The sequence below is a fragment of the Pseudomonadota bacterium genome, from assembly GCA_016719885.1.
Classification (GTDB): Bacteria; Pseudomonadota; Gammaproteobacteria.
Window position 1 is genome coordinate 36,635 of sequence record JADJYF010000006.1, and the last position, 25,318, is coordinate 61,952.

The following is a 25,318-nucleotide window of genomic DNA, read 5'->3' on the forward strand; positions in this document are numbered from 1 at the left end:
ACCTACAGGGTGCCATTCGTTGTAGGTGCGAATTCATTCGCACATTGGAACCGAACTGAAGCGCGGCTGACATGAACTACGAACAAATCCTCTACAGCGTCGAGCAAGGCATCCTGACCCTGACCTTGAACCGTCCGGACAAGCTCAACGCCTTCACCCACACCATGCTGCGTGAGCTGCTCGACGCGCTGGACAAGGCCGACGCCGACGACGAGGTGCGCGTGATCATCGTCACCGGCGCGGGACGCGGCTTTTGCGCGGGCGCGGACCTGTCGGCCGGCGCCGGCACTTTCAATCATGCCGACGAGGACGGCCGCAACGCCGACACCCATCGCGACGGCGGCGGCCTGTTGACCCTGCGCCTGTACGAGTGCCGCAAGCCGCTGATCGCCGCCATCAACGGCGCGGCGGTCGGCGTCGGCGTGACCATGACCTTGCCGATGGACATCCGCCTCGCCAGCAGCGAGGCGCGCTTCGGCTTCGTGTTCGCGCGCCGCGGCATCGTGCCGGAAGCGGCCTCGAGCTGGTTCCTGCCGCGCATCGTCGGCGTGTCGCAGGCCTTGCAATGGGCCTATTCGGGGCGCGTGTTTCCCGCCGCCGAAGCGCTCGCGGCGCGCCTCGTCAACGAGATGCTGGCGCCGGAGGATCTGCTGCCGCGCGCACGCGCCATCGCCACGGAAATCGTCGAGAACACCTCGGCCGTGTCGATCACCATGATTCGCCACATGATGTGGCGCATGCTTTCAGAGGATCACCCGATGGCGGCGCATCGCATCGATTCGCGCAGCATCTATGAACTCGGCCAGGGCGCCGATGCCAAGGAAGGGGTCAGTTCCTTCCTCGACAAGCGCGCGCCGAAATTCCCCGGCAAGGTCAGCCGCGACATGCCGGATTTCTTTCCGTGGTGGGAGACGCCGAAGTTTTAAACCGTGCGCGCGGATCGAATGTGCGAATGAATTCGCCCATTCAACGACACACACGCGCTCACCGCCCCTCGAACTTCGGCTTGCGCTTCTCCATGAAGGCGGTACGCCCCTCGCGGTAATCGGCGCTGGCCATGCAGCGTTTGATCAAGGCTTCGCACTGTTCGTAATCGCCCTGCTCGGCGATTGCCGCGTTGATGGCGGCCTTGGACGCCGCCTGCGTGAGCGGCGCGTTGGCGGCGAGATCGTGGGCCAGCGCACGCACCCAGGCGTCGAGCTCGGTCGCCGGCAGCACGCGGTTGACGAGGCCGAGTTCGAGTGCCCCGGCCGCGTCGTAGCGCCGTGCGCTGAACATGATCTCCCGCGCCTGCGCATGGCCGACGGTCGCCACCAGGCGGCGATGACCGTGGATGCCATAGCCGAGGCCGAGGCGCGCGGCGGGAATGGCGAACTGGCTGTCATCGGCGCAATAGCGCAGATCGCAGCTCAGCGCGACGGCGAGACCACCGCCGATGCAGAAGCCGCGGATCTGGGCGATGACCGGCTTCAAGGTGCTTTCCAGCGCGTGGTGGGCGGCGGAGGTGGCGGCCTCGTAGCTGCGCACGCCGTCGTCGCTGGCGCGGTTGCTTTCGAATTCGGAAATGTCGGCGCCGGCCGCGAAGGCGATGTCACCTTCACCGCGCAGCACGATGCAGCGCACCGAAGGATCGCGGCCGAGTTCTTCCAGCAACACCGGAAACGATCGCCACATGCCGGCGCTGATGGCATTGCGTCGCGCCGGGTTGTCGAGCACCACGTAGCCGATGGGGCCCTCGCGCTCGATGCGTAATTTTCCGCTGCTCATGCCTGCTCCTTGTGTGCTGCGTGCGGGGAATCGAATTCAGATGATGGCGTCACGCGCGAGGTCGGCGATTTCGTCGTCGCCGAAGCCGTGTTCGCGCAGCACCGCGAGATTGTCGCCGCCGGCCGCGGCCAGCGTGTGGCGCATGCGCGGCGGCGTGCGCGACAGGCTGAACGGCGGGCCGACCAGGGTCACGCTGTCGCCGTCGCCGCGCGGCACCGGCGTCGCCATGCCGAGATGCCTGACCTGCGGGTCGTCGAACACTTCGTCCATCTTGTAGATGGGCCCGCAGGGCACGCCGGCGCTTTGCAGCGCCGTCATCAAATCGCGCATCGGCCACGTCCCGGTCAAGGCCGCGATGCGCGCGTTCAAGGCCACGCGGTTGCGCGAGCGCAGCGCCGAAGTCGCAAACTCCGCCTCCACCGCCAGCGACTCGGCGCCGAGCGCCGCGCACAGGCGCGCGTAGATGGCATCGCCGCTGGCGGCGATATTGAGGTAGCCATCCTGGCAGGGATAGACGCTGGTCGGCATGGACGTCGGATGATCGTTGCCGGCCTGGCCGGGCACCTCGCCATCGACCAGGTAGCGCGCTGCCTGGAAATCCATCATCGCCACCATCGACGCCAGCAGGGAGGTCTGCACCCACTGGCCGCGGCCCGAACGAGCGCGTTCGCGCAGGGCGACGAGTATGCCGAGCGCGGCATGCAGGCCGGCGCTGAGATCCGCTATCGGCGTGCCGGCGCGCAGCGGGCCCTGGCCCGGCAGGCCGGTGGTCCACATGAGGCCGCCCATGCCCTGCGCGACCTGGTCGAAGCCGGCGTGCTCGCGATACGGGCCGGTTTCGCCGAAGCCGGAGATGCTCGCGTAGATCAAACGCGGATTGACCGCCGCGAGGGTGTCGTAATCGATACCGAGCCGGGCCTTGACCGCCGGCCGGTAGTTCTCCACCAGGACGTCGGCGTTCGCCACCAGTCGTTTCAGCACGGCCACGCCACGCGCCTGCTTGAGATCGAGCGTCAAGCTGCGCTTGTTGCGATGCAGGTTCTGGAAGTCGGCGCCGGCGCGCGGACCGAAGCCATCTTCGCCGTCGCCGCGTTGTTCGACGCGGATGACGTCCGCGCCCCAGTCGGCGAACACGCGCACGCAGCTCGGCCCGGCGCGCACGCGCGTCAGATCGATGACTTTCAGATCCGCCAGCGCGTCTTCACCGCTCATGCCGCGACGCTCATGCTTCGCGCGCGCGCCAGCGTCCGCTCTCCACCTGGTGGAAGAATTCCTCCACCAGCTGGTTGAACAGCGCCGGGTCCTCGAGATTCAACACGTGGCCGCTGCGCGGCAGCACCGCGAGCCCCGCGCTCTTGATACGGCGTTTCATGAACAGGCCGGGCTCGAGCGTCGGGTCGTCTTCGTCGCCGGCGATGATGAGACAGGGCGAGGTGATGGCGGCGAGCTCGGCTTCGAGCGCATAGAGCGAGGGCCGACGCGCCTGGTAACCCTCCATGGTGTTGGCCGAGCCAGTCGTCGAGTGATCGCAAAAGTTGCGCAGGAAATCCTCGAAGCCGCGCGGATCCTTGGCGCGCAGCTGGGTGCGGCCCGGGCCCTGGCCGTAGCTGGCGGCGAACGCGGCGATGCCCTGTTCGCGAATGAGGCGCGCGTTGTCGCGCGCGTGGGCCTGGAATTCGGCATAGCCGTCGGGATGCGCGCCATAGCCGCAGCCGGCCACCACCAGCGACAGCGCGCGCGCTGCGTGGTGCATGCCGAAATGCAGCGTCGCGAACGCGCCCATCGACAGCCGACGATGTGCGCCCGCGCAATGCCGAGGCCATCAAGCACGGCGAGGATGTCATCACGCGCGCGCGCCTGGGAATAGCTGTCGACCTCGCTCGGCACGTCCGACGGCGGATAGCCACGTGCGTTGAAGGTGATGCAGCGGTAGCGGCGTGAGAAATGCCGCACCTGGGGTTCCCAGCTGCGCACGTCGCCGGCGTATTCGTGCACGAACACGATGGGCGTGCCGCTGCCGGTATCCTCGTAATAGAGATTGACGCCGTCGTCGCTGCGTAGCGTGGCCATCGCCCCTTCCCCTGCTCGCCGCGCCCGCGGCTCTCGCCGAACTTGAGCACAAACGCCGCGTACTGGGAAGTACCGAAGCGCGGGGGTCTAGCGACTTGGAGCGCGCCTTCCGCTGGCGCATCATGCGCCTCATCCACTCGCGAGCAACACTGATGAAACGAGTCCACGGTGCCTGTCCCCACGATTGTCCCGACACCTGCGCCTGGCAGGTGTCGGTGGACGACAGCGGCCGCGCGGTGGCCCTGCAGGGCGCCGCGGATCATCCCTACACCCAGGGCGCGCTGTGCGCCAAGCTCAAGCGCTACACCGAGCGCGTCTACAGCCCCGATCGCATTCTCCACCCACTCAGGCGCACCGGCGCCAAGGGCAGCGGCGAATTCAAGCGCATCAGCTGGGACGAGGCCCTGGCTGAAATCGTCGCGCGCCTCGACGACAGCATCGCGCGTCACGGTCCGCTGTCGGCCATGCCCTGCAATTTCGCCGGCACCATCGGCGTGTTGCAGCGCTATGCGGGCGACCAGTTCTTCGCACGCCTCGGCGCCACCGCGGTCGACCGCCAGATCTGCGGCAACGTCGCCTACAGCGCGGTGGCGTCCACGCTCGGTGCCGGGCCGACGCTGTTGCCGGAAGATCTCGAGCACAGCCGGCTCATCCTGATCTGGGGCACCAATACCGTGGCCACCAACGTGCACCTGTGGGGCGGCGCCATCGCCCGCGCGCGCAAGCGCGGCGCCCAGGTGATCGTGGTCGATCCGGTGCGCACCCCCACCGCCGCGCACGCCGACTGGCACGTGCAGGTGAAACCTGCCACCGATGCGGCGCTGGCGCTCGGCATGATGCACGTCATCGTGCGCGACGGCCTGCACGACGCCGACTACATCGCGCGCCATACGCTGGGCTTCGAGGCGCTGTGCGAACGCCTGCGGGAATTCCCGCCGGCGCGGGTGGCGGACATCACCGGCGTTGGCGTTGACGACATCGAGAAGCTCGCGCGCCTCTATGCCGGCACGCGTCCGGCGGCGCTGCGCCTCATGGTCGGCATGGAGCGCTACTCCAACGGCAGTCTCGGCTTTCGCGCGGTCGCCTGCCTGCCGGCCCTGACCGGCGCATGGCGCGATCTCGGCGGCGGCATCTGTCATTTCACGGTCGATCTGTTCCACCAGGCGCTGGACTACGGCGCGGTGTTGCCGCCGCGTGACGCGCCGGCGCCCGGGCGCACCGTGCACCTCGCGCAGCTCGGCCGCGTGCTGACCGACGCGGCCATGGCGCCGCCCGTCACCTGGATGCTGGTCTACAACCTCAACCCGGTCGTCACCCTGCCCAACCAGAACCTCATCGTCGCAGGACTCATGCGCGACGATCTCTTCACCGTCGTGCACGAGCAGTTCATGACCGAGACCGCGCGCTATGCCGACATCGTGCTGCCGGCCACCACCCAGTACGAACAATGGGAATTGATGGGTTCATGGGGTCAGACCTATCTCGCCATCAATCCGCCCGCCATCGCCCCGTGCGGCGAAGCGATTGCCAACAGCGAATTGTTCCGGCGCCTGTCGCGGGCCATGGGCTACAGCGAAGACCATTTGCATTGGGACGACGAGACGCGCATCCGCCGCTTGCTTGCCAGCGGTCATGCCTGGCTCGATGGCATCACCTTCGAAAGCCTCATGGAACGCGGCTGGGCGAAACTCGCGCTCGGCGACGACTGGCGACCGCGGGCCGAAGGCGGCTTCACCACGCCCAGCGGCAAATGCGAGTTCTACAGCGCGACGCTGGCCGCCGCCGGCCACGACCCGCTGCCCAATTACACGCCCTTGCCGGATACCACGCCCGGCACCGACGCCCTGCCCTTGCGCCTGGTGTCGGCCAAGACCAGCCACTTTCTCAACTCCGAGTACGTCAACCTGCCCCACGCCGGCACGCGCAAGCACCGGCCGGAAATCCAGCTCCATCCCGATGACGCCCAGGCGCGCGCCATCGTACCCGGCGACCGGGTCCGCATGTTCAACGCGCTGGGAGCGGTCGAAGCCCTGGCCCGGGTGTCGACCGATACGCCGGCCGGGGTGGTCTACCTGCCCTTCAACTGGTGGCGGTCTTCGACCTTGAACGGATCGTCGGCCAATGCGCTCACGCCGGACGGATTGTCCGATCTGTCTTTCGGCAGCAATGCCTTCGATGCACGGGTGGAGGTGGTGCGCTGCGCGGTGTAGGCGTGCAGCGCCGCGCTGCTAGGCGCTGTGACGCAGGGGCGTACTCAACAAGGCCGGCACATCCGCCGCCGGCAGTGCGCGACTGTAGACGTAGCCCTGCACCACGTCGCAGTCCTTGGCCACGATGACTTCCAGCTGGGAGTCGCTTTCGACACCTTCGACCACCACGCGCAGGCCGAGCGTGTGGGCCATGGCGACGATGGCGGCCACGATCTCGGCGTCTTCTTCGTTCTGGTCGATTTCGAGGATGAAACTGCGATCGATCTTGAGTGTGTCGATGGGAAAGCGGCGCAGGTAGCTGAGCGATGAATAGCCGGTGCCGAAATCGTCGAGCGCCACGCCGACGCCGGATTCGCGCATGGCTTTCAAGGCCGCCACCGCGCGCTCGGGATGACGCATGATGGCCGACTCGGTGATCTCCACTTCCAGGCGGCCGGGCGGCAACTGGTGACGGCTGACCGCCGCGCGCACGATTTCCGCCACGTCCTGGCGTTCGAACTGCACGCCCGACACGTTCACCGAGATCGGCACCGAACGCAGGCCGCGCGCATCCCATTGGCGCGCCTGTCGGCACGCTTCGTCGATGACCCATTCGCCTATCGGCAGGATGAGGCCGGTCTCTTCCGCCAAGGGAATGAAGGCGCCGGGCGATATATGGCCGGCTTCGGGATCGTTCCAGCGCAGCAACGCTTCGAGGCCCACCACTTCGGCGGTCTTGGGATTGATTTGCGGCTGGTAGTTGAGCGACAGCTGGCCTTCGCCGATGGCGCGCCGCAGTTTCGCTTCCAGCGCCGCGCGTTCCAGCACCGCCGCGTTCATCGACGACTGGAAATACTGGTAGGCGTTCTTGCCGAGACTCTTGGCATGGTACATCGCGATGTCGGCATTCTTGATCAGTTCGCCGGCATCGCTGCCGTCGTCGGGATAGATCGAGATGCCGATGCTGGCGCCGATGTGACAGTCCTGGCCGTTGAGGGTGATGGTCTCGCCCAAGGTCTTGATGAAGCGGCGCGCGACCGCGCCTGGGCCATGCAGATCGTGCACCGCGGTCAACAGCACGATGAACTCGTCACCGCCGAGACGCGCCAGGAGATCATCGGCCTTGGTGTCCTCGTCACCGTGGGACACCACGTCTTCCTCGCGCAGGCGCGAGGTGAGCCGCCGCGCGACCTCCTTCAATAGCAGGTCACCGGTCTGGTGCCCGAGCGTGTCGTTGATACGCTTGAAGCCGTCGATGTCGAGAAACAGGATGCCGAGCTTGTGACCGGCGCGCTCGGCCTGTGACAGCGCGCGGGTCAGGTACTCGCGGAACATGACGCGATTCGGCAGGCCGGTCAGGTTGTCGTGATAGGCCAGGAAGCGCACGCGGTCATCGGCTTCCTTGAGATTACGCGCCATGTCCTCCACCGAGCGCGCGAGATCGCCTATTTCGTCATCGCTTTCGATACCGCTCTTGATGTCCCAGTTGCCGGTACCGATCTCGGCGGCGACGGTGCCGAGCCGCTCCACCGGCCGCACGATGTGACGCGCCAGCACGGCCACCAGGCCGCCGCCGGTGACCGCCACCACCAGCAGCACGCCGAACAGCACCACGGTCGCCGACTGGAAGGTAAGGCTCTGCATTTCCGAATCGGGATGAGCGGCGAACAGCAACAGGTTGTCGTTCAGGCGCCGCACATGCACGCCGGTCGGCATGTCGTCGATGGTGACCGCGAACTCTTTGGCCTGTGCGCCCATCGCACGCTCCGCCGCGGCGATGAAATCGCCCGGCAGCTTGAGCTTGGGATTGCCGAACAGCACGCGGCCCTGCTCGTCGGTCGCGAACATGTAGCCGCTCTCGCCCACGCGTGCGTCGGTCACGGCCCGGCTGAAATTGTCGAGGTCGACCGTGATGCCGAGGTAGCCGCGCAGCGTCGCGAGCTGTTCGCCGTTGTCAACCGTCGCGTCGCGCAGTTTGACCGCGGTGCCGACGAACAAGGCCGGCCGCCCGGTATCGGGATGCCGGTAGACCGTGTCGTATTCCGCGTCCTTGCTGGCGGCGAGGCGCTTGAACCACTGGCTGCGGCTTTCGTCGTCGCTGACATTGCCGAGTTCGGCGCGTGACTGGCGCGCATCCTCGTAGCCGTCGGGCAACAGGAAGCGGATTTCGAAATAGTTCGGAAAGGCGGTCTGACAGGCCTTGAACACGTCGAGCAGGGGTTTCTGCAGCAGCGAGTAGCGTTCGTTCTCGTCGCCGGTGGTGGCGTATTTCGCCACCACGATGTTGGTCAGGAACAGCTGCAGGTTGCCGCGCGCGGCGGCGATCTCCTGGGACAGCTGGCCGGACGCGACGCGCAGCGCGCGATGCGCGTCGGCCTCGACGCGCTGGCGCATGCTGTCGTGAATCTTGGAATAGGCGAACGCGCCCAACACCAACAGCGGCGCTATCACCAGCGGCAGGACCAGTGCTGGAATCTTGGCGTGAAGTTTCATCGCGGCAAGCGCGCCGGCGCTCAGTTCTGCAGAAGGCGGGAGAACTGCGTATTGCGGTAGCTCAGTGCACGCGGCGGCAGCGGCACGAATAGTTCAGAGTTGGCCAGCGTCTTGGCGTTCGGGTAGATGCTCGTGTTGCCCAGGAACTCCGGCGGCATGAGCTTGGCCGCGGCTGCGTTGGGCGTGGCGAAGTTCACGAAAGCGGCATTGCGCGACGCATTGCCCGGCTCGTTGATGAAATCGAGAAACGCGTAGGCGAGCTTGCGATTGGGTGCATTGGCCATGACGGTCATGTAGTCGACCCACAGCGCGGCGCCTTCCTGCGGCACCACGTAATCGATGTTGGAATTGAACTTGTGCAGCAACAGCGCATCGCCGTTGAACATCATGCGCATGCTGACTTCACCGGTGACCAGCTCGGACTTTTCGTTCAGCAGCGACTGCTGGTAGGCACGCACGAAGGGTTTCTGCGCCACCAGGATCTTGATGGCTTCGTCGATCTCACCATGGTCGGTGCTGTTCACCGAGTGGCCGGCGGCCTTCAAGGCCATGCCCAGGATTTCCCGCTGCGAGCTCAACATGGCGATGTGACCGCGCAGGTCGGGCGCGGGCAGGAACAGGTCCGACCAGTGTTCGGGCTTCTTCTTCACCAGGTCGCGGCGGTAGGCAATGCCGAGCGTGCCCCAGAAATAGGGCACGGCATTGCCTTGCGCGTGCTCGACCTTCTCCAGCCAGGACGGCTCGACGTGCTTGAGATTCGGCACCTCGTCCGGCGTGATCTTGGCCAACCAGCCGTGGGAAAAATACAGCGGGATGTGCGTCTCGTTGATGACCACGATGTCGTAGCCGGCGCCATTGGTGGCAAGGAGCAACTGGTCGCGGTTGTCATCGTCTTCGAAATTGATGACTCGCACCTTGGCGCCGTGCTTCTTCTCGAAGGCGGCAATGAGATCGGGGTCGATGTAGTCGGCCCAGTTGAGAATCACCAGTTCAGGCTTGCTGGCGTCGGACGCGTGGCCGAACGCGGGCCACAATGGCAACAGGAAAAGAACAATCAGCGCGGAAAGCAGCGTGCGTAGGTTCATGTGCGATAGCCAATTTGACGTCCCTTGCGAGCGTGCTGGGAAACTCCGTGACCCGCTCCTGTGGCAGTCTTGGTGCTGCCAGCAGAGCTAGCGGCCCCGGTACGACAAGCTTTAGACGGGAAGGCGCCCGCGGCGCGGGCTAGCGCGCGCCATCGGCGCCGTGCCTGTCGGTATACTTCCGGCCAAGCGGAACAGGTCGAGAACCATGATCATCATCGCCCCGCGGCGCGAGCGGCCACGTTGAGCACCGAGCCCCCCGTCGCGCGCTATGCGCTCAACCTGTTGGTAAACGACGCCGGCGAGTTGCTGCTGCTCGAACGCGCCCTGGCTGCGCGGCTCGGGCCTGGCCTGTGGGGCCTGCCGGCCGGCAAGATCGAACCCGGCGAAACGGCCGCGGCCGCGGCCCTGCGCGAAATGGGCGAAGAGATAGGCCCGGACCACCAAACGGAGCTGCTGCGCTACTTGGGGCCGATACGCGACACCTACTACGGCGGCATCTACGAGATTCACCTGTTCCATCGCCGCTGGCTGGGCGGCGAGGTCGAGCTCAACCACGAACACAGCGCCTTTGCCTGGGTGTCGCGTGAGCGCTTTCGCGACTACCCGGTGATGGACGGCATCGAGGAAGACATCGCGCTGCTGAAAATCTGGCCCCAGCGTTACCTCAACCCCGAGCGCGTACCGCCCTACCTGCGCGAGCCGGCGCCATGAGCGCGGTCGATCTGAAGATCGAGGTGGTGGGCGACGGCCCCCCGGTGGTGGTCCTGCACGGCCTGTTCGGCGCCGGGCGCAACTGGATCACGGTGGCGCGCGCGCTGGCCGGCCAATACCGCTTTCACCTGGTGGATCTGCGCAATCACGGCGGCTCGCCCCATACCGACACCATGACCTATACCGACATGGTCGAGGACGTGGCGCGGCTCGTCGAGCGCTTGGGCCTCGACGCCTACACCCTGGTCGGTCACAGCATGGGCGGCAAGGCGGCGATGACGCTGGCGCTCGGCACGCCGCGCGGCCTGCGGCGCCTGGTCAACGTCGACATTGCACCGGTCACCTACCCCGACCGCTTCGTCGACGTCATCACCGCGCTGCAGGCGCTGGATCTCGAGACGGTGGCGCGCCGCGCCGATGCCGACCGCGCCTTGCAGGCCGCCATTCCCGAGACCGCGGTGCGACTGTTCATCCTGCAGAACCTGCTGTTCGAGCAGGGACGCGCGCACTGGCGCTTGAACCTCGCCACCTTGAAACGCGACATGCCCCATATCCTCGGTCCGCTGCCGGTGGCCGACGATGCCCACTACGACGGGCCGACCTGGTTCATCCGCGGCGAGCTGTCGGATCGCATCACCGACGCGCACCTGCCGCGCATCGCGCGCTGGTTCCCGAACTACCATCTCGAGACGGTGCTGGGCGGCGGGCACTGGCCGCATTCGGAAGCGCCCGCCGCCTTCATGGCGGCTTTCGCGCGCGCGCTCGACGCCTGAACGGGCCCGACCTATCATGCCGGCGCGCGTTTGCCACGCCGCCTGGCACGCAGTCACAAGTCACGACCATCACCACTGGAGTACTCACATGATCGGTTACGTCACCCTCGGCACCAACAACATCGAACAGGCTGCCCATTTCTACGATGAACTGCTGGCGCTGCTGGGCGCCAAGCGCGCCATGCAGAACGATCGCTTCATCGCCTGGGCCAACGCGCCGGGCGCGCCGATGGTGTGCGTGATCAAGCCTTTCGACGGCAACGCCGCCACGCCCGGCAACGGCAACATGACGGCGCTGTTCATGAGCGACACCAAGCAGGTCGATGCCCTGCATGCCAAGGCCATGGCGCTCGGCGGCAAGGACGAAGGCGCACCGGGCGACCGCGGTGACGGCTTCTACGGCGCCTACTTCCGCGATCTCGACGGCAACAAGGTGTGCGTGTTCAACATGTGATGCGCCGCGCGTGGTTCGCGCCCAGCGCGCGGACCACGCCCATCGAGTAATCGCAGCATGGACATCGCCATCGTCGGCGTCGGCCACACGCCTCCGGCCAGACGCTCGCCGAAATCCATCCGCCATCTGGCCATCGAAGCCATCCAGCTCGCGCTCGACGATGCGGGCCTCGACGCCGCCGACATCGATGGCGTGATCACCGACGGCGTGATCATGCCGCCGAGCGTACCGCGCGAGTTCATCGCCGCGCAGTTCGGCATGACGCGCAGCTTCGACGGCGGCGTGTCCTTCGGTGGCGCCGGCGTGGCCTCGGCGCCGGAACTCGCCAAGCTCGCCATCGGCGCCGGCAAGGCGCGCACCGTGCTGTTCTATTTCGGTGTCGACTGGGGATCGCGCGCCAGCGGTCCTTACGGCTTTCACGACATGTACCCGGCCAAGATGGCGTTCGAGAAGCCCTACGGTTTCAATGCCCAGCCCAGCTACTTCGCGCTGTGGGCACGTCGCTACATGCACGAATACGGCATGACCGACGCCGATCTCGCGGCCGTGGCCATCAGTCATCGAGAACATGCCCTGCGCAATCCCGCCGCGCAGGCGCGCACGCCCATGACCCTCGAGAGCTATCGCGCCGCGCGCATGGTTGCCGAGCCGCTGCGCGTGCCGGATTGCTGTCTCATCAGCGACGGCGTCGGCGCCTTCATCATGACCAGCCTCGAGCGCGCGCGTGATCTGCGCCAGCCGCCGGTCAAAGTGCTCGGGTCGAGCTTCGCGAGCGAAGCCTACAGCGGCGACGACATCTTCACCCAGCAGCCGGAGATCTACCGCATCACCGGCGCGCAGGCGGCGTGTCGGCGCGCGCTCGGCGAGGCCGGTGCGCAACTCGCCGATGTCGATTTCGCCGAACTCTACGATTGCTTCACCATTTCGGTGCTCATGCAGTTGGAAGACCTCGGCTTCTGCGCGCGCGGCGAGTCGCCGGCCTTCGTGCGTGAACGCGGCATCGGCCCGCGCGGCGCGCTGCCGGTCAACACCCATGGCGGCCTGCTGTCGCACAGCTACCTGCTCGGCGTCGAACACATGATCGAGGCGGTGCGCCAGCTGCGTGGCGCGGCCGGCGCGGCACAGCTGGCCAAGGCCGATATCGGCCTGGTGGGCGGCTGGTCGATACCGGATTACGGCGTGTGCGTGCTTGGGCGGGACGTGCGCTGATGGCCACCATCCAGCCCGAATTCGCTGCCCATTTCGCCGAGCTCGCCAACGGCCGGCTGTGCTTTCCGTGGTGCCCCGCCTGTCGGCGCTTTCACTGGTACCCGATGCCGCTGTGCCCCCATTGCCGGACCGACGGCTGGCAATGGCGCGCGGTCAGCGGCGTGGGCACGCTCTATAGCTGGACCGAAATCCACCACGCTTTCGACGCGCGCTACAGCGCTACGCTGCCCTACATCGTGGCGCTCATCGAATTCGACGACGCGCCGGGCGTGCGCCTGGTCGCCAAGCTGGTCGGCGCGGCCGCCGCCCTCGGCATCGGCCAGACGGTCCGCGCCGATTTCAGCGAAGTCACGGCCGGCCGCGGCCCGCTGGTATTTCGGCCCCGCGCCAGCGCAACGGACTAGCGCGCGTCCGCCGCCCCTGCGCTGGATCTCGCGGCGGGCGCTAGGCACAATGCCGCCTCCCCGTAACTACCCCCTCGAGCGTCATGGCGAAACACAAAGTCAAGAAAGTCGTACTGGCCTATTCCGGTGGACTCGACACCTCCGTCATCCTGAAATGGCTGGCCGAGGAATATCAATGCGAGGTGGTGACCTTCACCGCCGACATCGGCCAGGGCGAGGAGCTCGAGCCGGCGCGCGCCAAGGCCACCAAGCTTGGCATCAAGGAGATCTACATCGACGATTTGAAAGAGGAGTTCGTGCGCGACTTCGTCTTTCCGATGTTCCGTGCCAATACCATCTATGAAGGCGAATACCTGCTGGGCACCTCGATAGCGCGCCCGCTGATCGCCAAGCGTCTGATCGAAATCGCGCGCGAGACCGGCGCCGACGCCATCTCCCACGGCGCCACCGGCAAGGGCAACGACCAGGTGCGCTTCGAACTCGGCGCCTACGCGCTGGAACCTGGCATCAAGGTCATCGCGCCGTGGCGCGAATGGAACCTGACCTCGCGCGAAACCCTGCTTGCCTATGCCGAGAAACACGGCATTCCGATTGAATACAAGAGCGGCGGCGGCTCGCCCTACTCGATGGACGCCAACCTCTTGCACATCTCCTACGAGGGCGTGGTGCTGGAAGATCCGTGGGCCAGCGCCGAGGAATCGATGTGGCGCTGGAGCGTGTCACCCGAAAAGGCGCCCGACGTCGCCACCGTCATCGAACTCGAATACGAGCGCGGTGACATCGTCGCCATCAATGGCGTGCGCATGACGCCCGCCCAGGTGCTGACCCGTCTTAATGAACTCGGCAACGCCAACGGCATCGGCCGCCTCGACATCGTCGAGAACCGCTACGTCGGCATGAAGTCGCGCGGCTGCTACGAGACGCCCGGCGGCACCATCATGCTGCGCGCCCATCGCGCCATTGAGTCGCTGACGCTGGACCGCGAGGTCGCCCACCTCAAGGACGACCTCATGCCGCGCTACGCCTCGCTGATCTACAACGGCTACTGGTGGAGCCCAGAACGGCTGATGCTGCAGACCATGATCGACAAGTCCCAGGAACGCGTGAACGGCACCGTGCGCGTGCGCCTGTACAAGGGCAATGTCATCGTCGAAGGCCGCAAGGCGCCCAAGGACAGCCTGTTCGACCCTGCCATCGCCACCTTCGAGGACGATGCCGGCGCCTACAACCAGGCCGACGCCGAAGGTTTCATCAAGCTCAACGCCCTGCGCCTGCGCGTCGGCGCACGTCGCGACGCCTGACGGCCCGGCGAGCGGTGCGCGTCGGCGCACCGCTCGCATCCTCCAACGCGTGACGCAGGTCACGCGGCCCTGCCCCTGCCTGTGACTGCTGTCACACCGCCTTCCGCCTCCGTAACAATAATTTGCAAATCAGCCCGGCGTGCCCTTTCGCCGACGGCGCTGCACAGCCTCCCGGCCTCGTTGCGGACAGCATCAGAATGAAAAACGGCAGAATGAGCTTGGCGCACCTGGGTCTCACCGGCGCGCAGGAACGCACGCACACCTGTCCCCGGCCGCTGCGTTTCGGGCAGATGCTGGGGCGTTGCTGGCTCGTCACCCACCTCGCCTGCCTGGCCGGCATCGCCGCCAATGTGTGGCAGGACGCCCCCACCATGCTGCTGACGGGCTGGTCGAGCTTCGTATTGCTCAACGTATTGTTGCGCGAGGTGCTGCTGGCGATGCCGGCGCGACTCGACACGCCCCGCGATCACCGGCATCTCGACCTCGCCCTGGCCGCGGTGCTGGGCCTCGCCTGGGGCCTCGGCATCGCGCTGCTCATGCCCTATGCCGACGTGGCCACCGTCGCCACCCTGTTGAGCGGCGCGCTGGCGGTGGCCTTGCTCGCGATCCCGGTATTCGGCGACCAGCCCGGCGCCTACGCCTACTTCCTCGGCAGCACCGGCCTCGTCGCCATCGGCGGCCTGGTGAACGACGGCCGTTACGCCGACCTGGTGCCGTGGGTGGCGCTCGCCATGGCCACGCTGGCACTGCTCAACAACCTGTATCGCCGAACCCATCGCGCCTTGCGCGTGCTGCTGTTGCAACTGCGCCATCTCATCCGCCCCGCCGGTCTGGATGTCGATTTCGAACGCGGCAGCCTGTTCGAAAGCGCCGAGCGCGGACTCGTAGCGCTGCGCGGCCAGGTGAGCCGTGAAACGCGCCAGGCCCAGGTACTCGAGGAACTCGGTGATGCGCTCGTCACCGCCGACGCGAGCGGCAACATCGACTACCTGAACGCCGCCGCCGCGGCCCTGCTCGGCGTCGACGCCGCGACACTTGGCGGCCAGGCGCTCGAAGACGGCGTGCGATTGGTGTATGGCCGCGAACCACACAATCGCACGCGCGACATCTTCGAACAGGCGCGCCGCAGCGGCAAAGCCCAGGCCTTGAACGACCAGGCGCAATTGTTACGTCGTGACGGTATCGCGGTCGGCGTCGATTACCTGTTCACGCCGCTCGCCGACGCGGCCGGCGAGTTCGATGGCGTCAGCGTGCAATTGCGCGACGTCACCACGCGCCGCCAACGCACCGAGTCCATCGCCTGGCGCGCCAGCCACGACGCACTCACGGGCACCATCAACCGCGCCGAATTCGAACGGCGCATGCACAAGCTCCTGAGCCGCCGCGGCGACAGCCAGCACAACAGCCACACGCTGCTCTACATCGACATCGACAAGTTCAAGTTCATCAACGACACCTACGGCCACGCCGCCGGCGATCATGCGCTGCGCACCCTGACCGAGGTGCTGCGCACTCGCATACGCGGCGCCGACACCCTGGCACGCATCGGCGGCGACGAATTCTGCGCACTGCTGTACAGCTGCGATGCCGACCGCGCGCGCCTCATCGGCGAGGGTCTGCGCAGCGCCATCGAGCAGCACGACTTCCATTGGCAGGCCATCCAGCTGCCGGTCTCGATCAGCGTCGGACTGGTGGAGATCAGCGCGGACATGCGCAATACCGCCGACCTGCTGCGCGCCGCTGACGCGGCCTGTTACAGCGCCAAGAATTTCGGGCGCAATCGCGTACAGATGTTCGAAGCGGTCAGCGGCGAGGGCGCGCAACAGGAAAGACGCCTGACCCAGGTGCGCGAGATCCAGAGCGCACTGGCCGCCGGGCATCTCGACCTCTTCTACCAGCCGCTGTGCGCGACCACCGCATCGCTGCCCATCGACCGCTGCGAGGTCACGGTCGGCATACGCAACGCCAGCGATGACTACATTCCGCGTCACGAAGTGGCGGAAGTCGCGGCCCGTTACCAGTTGAGCGCCGAAATCGATCGCTGGCTGATCAAGGCCAGCCTCGAGGCACTGCGCGGCGATCACCCGGTACTGTCCGACATGCGCGTGCTGCTGATCCCGCTGTCCGCGCAATCGGTGGGCGACGACCGCCTGCTCGAATACGCCATCCGCATGGTGCGCGAGAACGCCGAAGTTGCCGGTCGCATCGGCTTCAGCCTGCCGGAAGACGGCATTGCCCAGCACCTCGAGTTCGTGCGCTATTTCATCACCACCCTCAAGCAGGACGGCTGCCAGTTCATGATCGGCGACATGGGCTTCGGTGGCGCGGGCATCGAGGCCCTCAAGTCCCTGCAGCTCGATTACCTCGGCATACGCGGCGGATTCGTGCGCAACCTCTTGGCGAGTTCGGCCGACTACGAAGTGGTGTTGGGCCTGTGCCGGGTGGCGCAGGCGCTCGGCATGCAGACCGTGGCCGAGCATGCCGACAGCCGCTCGCTGCGCGATGCGCTGGCCAAGATGGGCGTCGATTTTGCCAAGGGTCTATTGCACGACGGGCCGCGCCGCGTGGCGCGTTTCGACGAGAGCCTGCTGGCCAAGCGCGGGGAACGCCTGGTGTGAGGGCCTGACCCTCGATGCGAAAGTGATGACTCCCCCGGCCGTCGCCGGCCGGGGGAATTCGAAGCGCGGACTCAGCCGGCCGGCGAGCGGCGCCAGAACTTTTCGGTCGGCGCCTGGCGCACCTTGGCCATGCGCACGATTTCCTCGGGGATATCGAACTTCATGCCGTGCTCCGGGCCAATGCCCTCGGTGCTCATGCATTCCGCCATGCTGTCGTCAGCCAAGGTCAGACCGGCCTTTTCGTTGAACAGCCATTCGTCCTGCAGGCATTCCCAGCCGATGTCCGCAATCGTCTCGCGGCTCACTTCCTCACCGAAGAAGGGCGAGAAGAACTTGGCGGTTTCTTCGATGGTCGGCCCAAGGAACATGCAGAACCCGGTCGAGTCGCAGATGGCGTTGACTATCTGCACTTCCTGCGAGGCGATCGCGGCCTTCTCGCCACTGATCTTGGGATCGATGACGAGACCGGCGGTGTGATCGCCGCCCATGGCGCTGGTGCAATAGGTGATGCCGGTGGCCTTCAGCGGACGCGGATCCCAGGCCGGCAGGGCCTGGCCCTTGGCCACCGGGATGCGGTGATGCTTGCGCGCCGTACCGATGGCGAGCGCGCCATCGCCGATGTTGCGACCGAGCGGCGTGCCGTTGTTGACGTCTTCGGTCAACAGCTTCTTGGCGCCCGCGGCGTCGCCCCAGGCCATGCCGTCGGAATCCATGTAGACCGCGATGGCGGCGCCGGTCTCGATGGTATCGAGGCCGAGCTCGTCGCACAGGCGGTCGAGATCGGCGACGTCTTCCCAGTTGTTGATCGCACAGCACGAGCCGAGCAGGGTCAGGGTCTCGAACTCGAGCGCCGAGGTCTTATAGTTGCCGTCCTTGTCGTGCACGATGTTCGAGCAGCTGACGATGCAGCCCGCCATGCAGGCATGCATCTCGCCGCCGCGGGTTTCGAACGATTCGCGGATGCGCGCGCCATCGAGCTGCTCGAATTCCGGGTTGCGGCCTTCGGTGCGGTTCTTGTACGGGAAGGTGTGCAGCATGTTGGCGGCCGGCACCACGGCGCTGGTGCCGTACTTGAAATTGCCATGGCGCGCGGCGCGGTAGTCCTTGGCGAATTCCTTGGTGTAGGCGGCGAACGCCTTGCGGTCGGCGGGACGCCGCAGCGAGGCCTTGGCCGGGTCAACCAGCACCCACTTCAGGCACTTCGAACCCATCACCGCGCCGACGCCGCCACGCGCCGCCTGGCGGGCCGGACGTCGCGCCTTGTCGTCGTCGGTGCAGGCGATGGACGCGCCCTTCATCAGCATTTCACCGGCCGGGCCGATGGAGATCACCGAGGCGGACTTGGGTGCATCGGCGAGCAGCTTCTCGCATAGCGCGTAGTTCCACATGCCCTTGTATTCGTCGGCCGCCACCAGCTCGGCGCCGTTCTCGTTGACCTTAAGGCCCCAGCGGCGGCTGCGGTCAGCCGGCTGGCCGGTGACGATGATGGCGCGAATGCCGAGTTTCATGAGGTCCTGGCCGGGGTCACCGCCGACGTTGGCTTCCTTGATGCCATTGGTCAGCGGGCTCTTGCAGCCCAGCGACAGGCGGCCGGAGGTCGGCGCGGACGTCCCGGACAAGGTGCCCGGCGTCATGACCAGCACGTTGTCCGGGCCGAGCGGATCGCACTTGGGATCGCATTCCTTGAGCAGGATCTTGGCCGACAGGGCGCGGCCACCGAGCAGCTTCCACTCGGCCGGAAAAGGTTCGACGCTGACCGTCTGGCGGGTCATGTCGAGGCGGATGATTTTGTCGTTGTCCCAGGCTTGGTCCATGGTGCGCGCTCCTCACAAGGCGGTGGTTCCAATGTCGCAAATGGTGACATATTTACACCGAGATCCATACCGTGGGCCTGAGTTGATTTGGCCGGGTCGTGACCGTCAAAGAGACCGGTCCGCGGTTCGCGCGGCGCCGCCTGTGGGCACGCCCCGCGAACGGCCGGGCCGTCGTTGAACCGCGGTCGGCGCGCGGAGGATAATCGGCTCGCAAGTCCCTTCCATTCCTACAGGAAACCCCATGCTGCCCCGCGACTTCACCGAAGAACAAACCATGTTCCGTGCGGCCTACCGCCGCTTCCTCGCCGCCGAAATCGTGCCCCACATGGAGCGCTGGCGCGAACAGCGCATCGTCGACCGCGAGGCCTTCCTGAAGGCTGGCGCCCAGGGCTATCTCATGGTGTGGCCGGACGAGAAATACGGCGGCATGGGCGACAACGATTTCCGTTTCGAGCAGGTGATCCTGGAAGAAACTGCCTATGCGCGGGTCGGCGACTGGTACAACTCCCTGCACAGCCGCCTGGTCGGCCCTTACCTCACCCGCTTCGGCAACGAAGAACAGTGCATGCGCTTCCTGCCACGCTGCGTGAAGGGTGAATGCATCCTCGCCATCGCCATGACCGAGCCCGATGCCGGCAGCGACCTGGCCGGCATGCGCACCCACGCCGAAGAGCACGGCGATCATTGGCTCTTGAACGGCGCCAAGACCTATATCTCCAACGGCATCAATGCGGATCTCGTGATCGTCGCGGCCAAGACCGATCCGCACAACAACCCGCATCACATGACCTTGTTCCTGGTCGAGCGCGGCATGGAAGGCTTCGAGCGCGGCCGCAACCTGGTGAAGATGGGCCAGAAGGCGCAGGACACCGCGGAGCTCTTCTTCAACAACGTCAAGGTGCCGAAGGCCAACGTGCTGGGCACGGCGGGCGAAGGCTTCAAGTACCTGATGAAGGGCCTGGCCGAGGAACGCCTGATCGGCGCCTGCGGCGCACTGTCTTCGGCGCAGTTGTCTTACGACCTCGCCGCCGCCTACGCCCACGAGCGCAAGGCCTTCGGCAAGACCCTCGCGGCATTTCAGAACACGCAGTTCAAACTGGCGGAGCTACGCACCGAGCTCGATGTCGCGCAATGCTTCATCGACCAGTGCGTGCGCGCCATCAACGCCAATGCCCTGACCGCGGTCGACGCCGCCAAGGCCAAGCTCATCGCCAGCGAACTGCAGATCAAGTCCGCCGATCTCGGCGTGCAGCTGCACGGCGGCGCCGGCTACATGGACGAATACCCGATCAGCCGCCAGTTCACCGATGCGCGCATCGCGACCATCTACGCCGGCAGTTCGGAAGTGATGAAGATCATCATCAGCCGCGACTGCCTGTCGGACAAGTACGAGCCGTTCAATACCAGGAATTTCTGATACCTGGTGTCAGACTGAAGTCCGACCCACAGTAGAGAAGAACTCCTTGTGGGTCAGGCTTCAGCCTGACATTCATTCGACATCTCAGGCCCGCGCCTCGTCTAACTCCGGCATCGCCAGCACCCGAACATCCGGGTACAGCTCGTTCATCGGCACCGAACGACCGTTGGCCTGCACGATGCGGCAGTGATAGCGCTTGAGTAGACGCGGTTCGGTCACGCCGCAGGAATGCGCGATGACGCCCACCTCGTGGTGCATGGTCTCGGCGTAGCGCCGCACGCGTTCGGACTTGTCGGTGATGTCCAGGCCACGCTGCAGGTTGCGGTCGTGGGTGGTGATGCCGGTCGGGCAGGTGTTCTTGTTGCATTGAAGCGCCTGGATGCAGCCGAGCGCGAACATGAAGCCGCGCGCCGAGGTCACGAAATCGGCGCCCATGCAGATGGCCCACGCCACTTCACTGGGCGTGACCAGCTTGCCGCTGGCAATGATCTTGGTGCGTTCGCGCAGGCCATAGCCCTGCAGCTTGTCGACCACCAGCGGCAGGCTTTCCCTGAGCGGCAGGCCGACATTGTCGATGAGGCTCATGGGCGCGGCGCCGGTGCCGCCGTCACCGCTGTCGACGGTGATGAAATCCGGTGCGCTGTCGAGACCGCGCCGCCAAATCTCCTTGAAGAGTTTTTCCAGCCAGCGATCCGAACCGAATACCGCCTTGAAACCGGTCGGCTTGCCGGTCACGCGCCGCACGTGGGCAATCATGTCGAGCAGCGCGCCTTCGTTGACTATTTCCGGATGACGATTGGGACTCAGCGACGGCTCGCCGACTTCGATGCCGCGGATCATCGCGATCTCCGGCGTCACTTTCACGCCCGGCAATATGCCGCCCTTGCCGGGCTTGGCGCCCTGGCTCATCTTGATCTCGAACATGCGCACTTGTTCATGGGCGGCGATGGCGCGCAGGCGCTCGTCGCTCAAATGACCTTCGGCGTCGCGCACGCCGTACTTGGCGGTACCGATTTGGAACACGATGTCGGCGCCGCCTTCGAGGTGATAAGGCGACAGCCCGCCTTCGCCGGTGTTCATCCACACCCCGGCCTTGCGCGCGCCCTGCGACAGGGCCAGCACCGCGGGCCGCGAGATGGCGCCGTAGCTCATGCCGGAAATATTGAAAATGGAACTCGTGTGATACGGCGTGCGGCAGCCGGGCCCGATGGTCACGCTGCAGGGCGTGGCGGCATCTTCTTCGAGTGTCGGGTAGGGCGTGTTGACGAAAATGACGGTGCCGACGGTGCGCAGATCGCGCGTCGAGCCAAAGGCCACGGTACTGTCCACGCCCTTGGCCGAGCGATAGACCCAGGAGCGTTCCGCGCGATTGAAGGGCATCTCCTCCCTGTCCATGGCGAAGAAATACTGGCGGAAGAATTCACCAAGCGACTCGAACACGTAGCGCAGTCGTCCGATGACCGGGTAGTTGCGCCGCACCGCGTGGGTGGTCTGGGTGACGTCGATGACGTAGAGCGCCGCGACGGTAACCACGCCGAGGCCGAGACACAGCACGAACAGCGCGGCGAGGCCGTTGACGACCGTGAGCAGGGTAGACGAATCCATGGCAGCAGCCCTCGCAGGCGAAGTGCGACCGGCGCGGCCGTGAGGTCGCGCGCCCCGGGTGAGCGCGGCGTGCAGATGCGGCCGAGGGACCAACCAGCGCAGCGCTACCCGAGTCGATAACGACCGCGCGGAGGAAAAGCTTGAATGCGAGGGCGGGAGGCCCGCGTCACGGCACGCGGGCTGGCGGTCTGCGCGGGCGGGCGGCGCGCCGCGATGGGCGTCACCCGACCACGGCGATGAAGCTACTTGCCGGCCGGGGGCGCGGCCTTCTGCGCATCGGCGGCCTTGGCCTGGGCTTCGTCCTTGCTGGCGTCGGCCTTGCCGGTGTCCATGTTGGCGCCGCACTTCATTTCACCGCCGCTGGCGCCGCAGCCTTTCTCCGCCTGGTCGGCGGCGAGGCGCATGCTGCCCTGGTACTCGACGAGCGCAAAGGGATTGTCGTTGGCCTCGGCAAGCGGTGCGGCGGCGAGCGTCGCGGCAAACGCGGTGGCGGCGGCGGTGAAAGGAAGCTTCTTGTCCATGCGTGTCTCCAGACGTGGCGTAGGGGTGCGATGCGGTGAAGTATGCGATTGGCGCAATGCCGTCGCAAGCGCGCCTAGGCGCGCGGCCGCATGTGCGGGAACAGCAGCACGTCGCGTATCGACGGCGAATCGGTCAACAGCATCACCAGGCGATCGATGCCTATGCCCTCGCCGGCGGTCGGCGGCATGCCGTACTCGAGCGCCGTGACATAGTCTTCGTCGTAAGGCATCGCTTCCTGGTCGCCCGAGGCCTTGGCCGCGACCTGCGCGCGAAAGCGCTCGGCCTGGTCGTCGGGATCGTTCAACTCCGAGAAGCCGTTGGCTATCTCGCGCCCCGCGACGAAGAATTCGAAACGGTCGGTGACGAACGGGTCGTCGTCGTTGCACCGCGCCAAGGGCGAAACCTCGGCCGGGTACTGGGTGATGAACAAGGGTCCGTCGAGCTTGGGCTCGGCGGTCTTCTCGAAGATCTCCACCAGCACCTTGCCGCGGCCATAGCCCGCTTCGAGCGGCACGTTGAGGCGCGCGGCAACGGCGCGCGCGCCTGCATCGGTCGCGAGTTCCGCGGCATCGACCTCGGGATTGAAGGCCAGGATTGCCTCCATCACCGTCATGCGCGGGAACGGCTGGCCGAAGTCGTAAGTCTTGCCCTGGTACTCGACCACGCTGCTGCCCAACACCGCCAGCGTCAGTTCGCGCAGCATCTGTTCGGTGAGATCGATCAGATCCCGGTAGTCGGCATAGGCCGCGTAGAACTCGAGCATGGTGAACTCGGGATTGTGGCGCGGCGACAAGCCCTCGTTGCGGAAATTGCGGTTGATCTCGAACACGCGTTCGATGCCGCCCACCACCAGGCGTTTCAAATACAGCTCTGGCGCGATGCGCAGGAACAAGTCCATGTCGAGACTGTTGTGGTGGGTGATGAAGGGCCGCGCCGCGGCGCCACCCGCCATCACCTGCATCATCGGCGTCTCGACTTCGAGATAGCCACGCTCGGAGAGAAAGCGGCGGATGAATTCCACCACCGCACTGCGTATGCGGAACACGCGGCGCGTGTCGTCGTTCATGATGAGGTCGAGATAACGCTGGCGATAGCGCGCCTCGAGATCGGTCAGGCCATGCCACTTGTCCGGCAAAGGCCGCAGCGACTTGGTCAACAGGCGCAGGCCGTCGACCATCACCGACAGCTCGCCTTTCTGGGTGCGGAACACCACGCCCTCGGCGCCGACGATGTCACCGAGATCCCATTTCTTGAACTCGTCGTAGACGCCTTCCGGCAGCGCATCGCGCTTGACGAACAGTTGTATCGAGCCGCTCATGTCCTTGACGTGGGCGAACGAGGTCTTCCCCTGCACGCGCTGCGTCATCATGCGCCCGGCAATCGTGACCCGGTGCGCCTGCGCTTCCAACTCGGCCGCGCTGGCCTCGGCAAAACGCGCGTGCAGTTCGCCGGCCAGCGCATCGCGGCGGAAATCGTTGCGATAGGCGTTGCCGCTGGCACGCAACTGCTCGAGCTTGGCGCGGCGCTGAGCGATGAGCGCCGCTTCGGTACCGGATTCTTCGTGGTCGGACATCTAGTGTGCTGCCCCGTGATGAACTTCGATGATTGGCGCGGCTATCGAGCCGTCAGGCAAGGCGCGCGGAGGAGTAATAGCGGCGCTATTGCGACGACAAGTAACGCCGCATGGCGGTTCGAAAGCAAGCCAATCGCGAAGATTCATTGCGGGACAGCGCACTGGCCTTACAGTCCCATTTTCAGACTTGCTTCGATGAACATGTCGAGGTTGCCGTCCAACACCGCCTGCGGGTTGCCGGTCTCGACGTCGGTGCGCAGATCCTTGATGCGCGATTGATCGAGCACGTAGGAGCGGATCTGGTGGCCCCAGCCGATGTCGGACTTGCTGTCCTCGATGGCCTGCTGCGCTTCCTGGCGCTTGAGCAGTTCCTGCTCGTAGAGTTTGGCGCGCAGCATCTTCATGGCCTGGTCGCGGTTCTTGTGCTGCGAACGTTCGTTCTGACACTGCACCACGGTGTTGGTCGGAATGTGCGTGATGCGCACCGCCGAATCGGTCTTGTTGACGTGCTGACCACCGGCGCCGCTGGCACGGTAGGTATCGGTGCGCAGATCCGCCGGGTTGATGTCGATTTCGATGTTGTCATCGATTTCCGGCGACACGAACACCGATGAGAACGAGGTGTGCCGGCGGTTGCCCGAATCGAACGGCGACTTGCGCACCAGGCGATGCACGCCGGTCTCGGTGCGCAGCCAGCCGAAGGCATATTCGCCGGTGAACTTCACGGTCGCGCTCTTGATGCCGGCCACTTCGCCGGACGAGACTTCCAGCAGTTCCGGATTGAAGCCGCGCCGCTCACCCCAGCGCAAGTACATGCGCAGCAGCATCTCGGCCCAGTCCTGCGCCTCGGTGCCACCGGAGCCGGCCTGGATGTCGAGGAAGGCGTTGTTGGGATCCATTTCGCCGGCGAACATGCGCCGGAATTCGAGATCGGCGAGCTGCGCCTCGGCCTCGGCCACGTCCTTCTGCACCGAGGTGACGGTCTCGAGGTCGTCTTCCTCGGCCGCGAGATCGAGCAGGTCGGTGGCGTCGACCAGGCGCTTGGAGAGCTTGTCGAGCGTCACCACCACGCGTTCCAGGGCCACGCGTTCGCGCCCCAGTTCCTGCGCGTGCTCGGGGTTGTCCCAGACCTTGGGTTCGGCCAGCAGGCGCTCGACTTCTACCAGGCGTTCCGCTTTTTCAGCGTAGTCAAAGATACCCCCGTAACGCTTCGATGCGGGACTGCATGTCTTTGATGGCGTTATAGGTGGGATTGAGTTCCATGACGACCTTGGGTAGCTGTTGAAAGGAGCGCGCGATTGTACCGGCTGGGC

The 25,318-nt window shown here is 65.9% G+C and carries 19 protein-coding genes and 1 pseudogene; 10 read left to right on the forward strand and 10 right to left on the reverse strand.

Annotation, left to right across the window (positions count from 1 at the left end):
• Positions 1-71: 71 nt before the first annotated feature.
• Positions 72-926, forward strand: coding sequence for a crotonase/enoyl-CoA hydratase family protein (locus IPM80_07850; protein MBK8958339.1), 855 nt, complete (start codon positions 72-74; stop codon positions 924-926).
• Positions 927-984: 58 nt separating this feature from the next.
• On the opposite strand, the gene IPM80_07855 is transcribed toward IPM80_07850, so the two are convergent.
• From IPM80_07855 to IPM80_07865, 3 genes and pseudogenes are all read right to left on the reverse strand, one after another.
• Complete coding sequence (locus IPM80_07855) at positions 985-1,767, reverse strand: enoyl-CoA hydratase/isomerase family protein (protein ID MBK8958340.1); 783 nt, start codon at positions 1,765-1,767, stop codon at positions 985-987.
• A 36-nt stretch (positions 1,768-1,803) separates the two neighbouring features.
• Positions 1,804-2,979, reverse strand: a complete 1,176-nt coding sequence (locus IPM80_07860) for a CoA transferase (protein MBK8958341.1) — start codon at positions 2,977-2,979, stop codon at positions 1,804-1,806.
• A 10-nt stretch (positions 2,980-2,989) separates the two neighbouring features.
• Positions 2,990-3,837: pseudogene (locus tag IPM80_07865) on the reverse strand (alpha/beta hydrolase).
• A 152-nt stretch (positions 3,838-3,989) separates the two neighbouring features.
• Between IPM80_07865 and IPM80_07870 the strand changes: the two are divergent.
• A complete protein-coding gene (locus IPM80_07870; protein ID MBK8958342.1) occupies positions 3,990-6,047 on the forward strand; it encodes a molybdopterin-dependent oxidoreductase in 2,058 nt (685 codons plus the stop codon).
• Between the two features lie 18 nt (positions 6,048-6,065).
• Here IPM80_07870 and IPM80_07875 read toward each other — a convergent pair whose 3' ends face one another.
• Positions 6,066-8,519, reverse strand: a complete 2,454-nt coding sequence (locus IPM80_07875) for an EAL domain-containing protein (GenBank protein MBK8958343.1) — start codon at positions 8,517-8,519, stop codon at positions 6,066-6,068.
• Positions 8,520-8,539: 20 nt separating this feature from the next.
• Positions 8,540-9,604, reverse strand: a complete 1,065-nt coding sequence (locus IPM80_07880) for a spermidine/putrescine ABC transporter substrate-binding protein (protein ID MBK8958344.1) — start codon at positions 9,602-9,604, stop codon at positions 8,540-8,542.
• Between the two features lie 279 nt (positions 9,605-9,883).
• On the opposite strand from IPM80_07880, the gene IPM80_07885 reads away from it, so the two are divergent.
• The 7 genes from IPM80_07885 to IPM80_07915 all read left to right on the forward strand — a co-directional run bounded on the left by IPM80_07885 (position 9,884) and on the right by IPM80_07915 (position 17,074).
• Positions 9,884-10,315, forward strand: a complete 432-nt coding sequence (locus tag IPM80_07885) for an NUDIX domain-containing protein (GenBank protein ID MBK8958345.1) — start codon at positions 9,884-9,886, stop codon at positions 10,313-10,315.
• Positions 10,312-11,088 (forward strand): alpha/beta fold hydrolase, encoded by a 777-nt coding sequence (locus IPM80_07890; GenBank protein ID MBK8958346.1) that lies wholly within the window; start codon positions 10,312-10,314, stop codon positions 11,086-11,088. The genes IPM80_07885 and IPM80_07890 overlap by 4 nt, the downstream gene beginning before the upstream one ends.
• Before the next feature lie 88 nt (positions 11,089-11,176).
• The gene (locus IPM80_07895) at positions 11,177-11,542 is read left to right on the forward strand and encodes a VOC family protein (protein MBK8958347.1); all 366 of its coding nucleotides are present in this window, start codon (positions 11,177-11,179) and stop codon (positions 11,540-11,542) included.
• A gap of 57 nt (positions 11,543-11,599) precedes the next feature.
• Positions 11,600-12,751 carry a thiolase family protein gene (locus IPM80_07900; GenBank protein MBK8958348.1) on the forward strand — a complete coding sequence of 384 codons (1,152 nt, stop codon included), beginning with the start codon at positions 11,600-11,602 and terminating at the stop codon, positions 12,749-12,751.
• A complete protein-coding gene (locus IPM80_07905) occupies positions 12,751-13,155 on the forward strand; it encodes an OB-fold domain-containing protein (GenBank protein MBK8958349.1) in 405 nt (134 codons plus the stop codon). Before IPM80_07900 ends, IPM80_07905 begins: the two co-directional genes overlap by 1 nt.
• Before the next feature lie 83 nt (positions 13,156-13,238).
• On the forward strand, positions 13,239-14,456 hold the full coding sequence (locus IPM80_07910) for an argininosuccinate synthase (protein ID MBK8958350.1): 1,218 nt from the start codon (positions 13,239-13,241) through the stop codon (positions 14,454-14,456).
• A 212-nt stretch (positions 14,457-14,668) separates the two neighbouring features.
• On the forward strand, positions 14,669-17,074 hold the full coding sequence (locus tag IPM80_07915) for a diguanylate cyclase (protein ID MBK8958351.1): 2,406 nt from the start codon (positions 14,669-14,671) through the stop codon (positions 17,072-17,074).
• A gap of 71 nt (positions 17,075-17,145) precedes the next feature.
• Here the strand turns inward: IPM80_07915 and IPM80_07920 are convergent, their stop codons facing one another.
• A complete protein-coding gene (locus IPM80_07920) occupies positions 17,146-18,888 on the reverse strand; it encodes an aldehyde ferredoxin oxidoreductase (GenBank protein ID MBK8958352.1) in 1,743 nt (580 codons plus the stop codon).
• A 241-nt stretch (positions 18,889-19,129) separates the two neighbouring features.
• Between IPM80_07920 and IPM80_07925 the strand changes: the two genes are divergently transcribed.
• Positions 19,130-20,305 carry an acyl-CoA dehydrogenase family protein gene (locus IPM80_07925; GenBank protein MBK8958353.1) on the forward strand — a complete coding sequence of 392 codons (1,176 nt, stop codon included), beginning with the start codon at positions 19,130-19,132 and terminating at the stop codon, positions 20,303-20,305.
• An 84-nt stretch (positions 20,306-20,389) separates the two neighbouring features.
• Here IPM80_07925 and IPM80_07930 read toward each other — a convergent pair whose 3' ends face one another.
• The 4 genes from IPM80_07930 to prfB all read right to left on the reverse strand — a co-directional run bounded on the left by IPM80_07930 (position 20,390) and on the right by prfB (position 25,268).
• The gene (locus IPM80_07930; protein ID MBK8958354.1) at positions 20,390-21,910 is read right to left on the reverse strand and encodes an FMN-binding glutamate synthase family protein; all 1,521 of its coding nucleotides are present in this window, start codon (positions 21,908-21,910) and stop codon (positions 20,390-20,392) included.
• Positions 21,911-22,152: 242 nt separating this feature from the next.
• Positions 22,153-22,431 (reverse strand): hypothetical protein, encoded by a 279-nt coding sequence (locus IPM80_07935; protein MBK8958355.1) that lies wholly within the window; start codon positions 22,429-22,431, stop codon positions 22,153-22,155.
• Between the two features lie 74 nt (positions 22,432-22,505).
• Complete coding sequence (gene lysS, locus IPM80_07940) at positions 22,506-24,005, reverse strand: lysine--tRNA ligase (GenBank protein MBK8958356.1); 1,500 nt, start codon at positions 24,003-24,005, stop codon at positions 22,506-22,508.
• Positions 24,006-24,172: 167 nt separating this feature from the next.
• Positions 24,173-25,268, reverse strand: a protein-coding gene (prfB, locus tag IPM80_07945) for a peptide chain release factor 2 (GenBank protein ID MBK8958357.1) whose coding sequence is annotated in 2 segments (ribosomal slippage) — positions 24,173-25,195 and positions 25,197-25,268 — 1,095 coding nt in all. Because the reading frame shifts where the segments join, the coding sequence is not laid out codon by codon here.
• Positions 25,269-25,318: the final 50 nt, after the last annotated feature.

Coding starts and splice junctions, on each gene's coding strand:
- IPM80_07850 (MBK8958339.1), top strand. CDS start 72: ATGAACTACGAACAAATCCTCTACAGCGTCGAGCAAGGCATCCTGACC.
- IPM80_07855 (MBK8958340.1), bottom strand. CDS start 1,767: ATGAGCAGCGGAAAATTACGCATCGAGCGCGAGGGCCCCATCGGCTAC.
- IPM80_07860 (MBK8958341.1), bottom strand. CDS start 2,979: ATGAGCGGTGAAGACGCGCTGGCGGATCTGAAAGTCATCGATCTGACG.
- IPM80_07870 (MBK8958342.1), top strand. CDS start 3,990: ATGAAACGAGTCCACGGTGCCTGTCCCCACGATTGTCCCGACACCTGC.
- IPM80_07875 (MBK8958343.1), bottom strand. CDS start 8,519: ATGAAACTTCACGCCAAGATTCCAGCACTGGTCCTGCCGCTGGTGATA.
- IPM80_07880 (MBK8958344.1), bottom strand. CDS start 9,604: ATGAACCTACGCACGCTGCTTTCCGCGCTGATTGTTCTTTTCCTGTTG.
- IPM80_07890 (MBK8958346.1), top strand. CDS start 10,312: ATGAGCGCGGTCGATCTGAAGATCGAGGTGGTGGGCGACGGCCCCCCG.
- IPM80_07895 (MBK8958347.1), top strand. CDS start 11,177: ATGATCGGTTACGTCACCCTCGGCACCAACAACATCGAACAGGCTGCC.
- IPM80_07900 (MBK8958348.1), top strand. CDS start 11,600: ATGGACATCGCCATCGTCGGCGTCGGCCACACGCCTCCGGCCAGACGC.
- IPM80_07905 (MBK8958349.1), top strand. CDS start 12,751: ATGGCCACCATCCAGCCCGAATTCGCTGCCCATTTCGCCGAGCTCGCC.
- IPM80_07910 (MBK8958350.1), top strand. CDS start 13,239: ATGGCGAAACACAAAGTCAAGAAAGTCGTACTGGCCTATTCCGGTGGA.
- IPM80_07915 (MBK8958351.1), top strand. CDS start 14,669: ATGAGCTTGGCGCACCTGGGTCTCACCGGCGCGCAGGAACGCACGCAC.
- IPM80_07920 (MBK8958352.1), bottom strand. CDS start 18,888: ATGGACCAAGCCTGGGACAACGACAAAATCATCCGCCTCGACATGACC.
- IPM80_07925 (MBK8958353.1), top strand. CDS start 19,130: ATGCTGCCCCGCGACTTCACCGAAGAACAAACCATGTTCCGTGCGGCC.
- IPM80_07930 (MBK8958354.1), bottom strand. CDS start 21,910: ATGGATTCGTCTACCCTGCTCACGGTCGTCAACGGCCTCGCCGCGCTG.
- IPM80_07935 (MBK8958355.1), bottom strand. CDS start 22,431: ATGGACAAGAAGCTTCCTTTCACCGCCGCCGCCACCGCGTTTGCCGCG.
- lysS (MBK8958356.1), bottom strand. CDS start 24,005: ATGTCCGACCACGAAGAATCCGGTACCGAAGCGGCGCTCATCGCTCAG.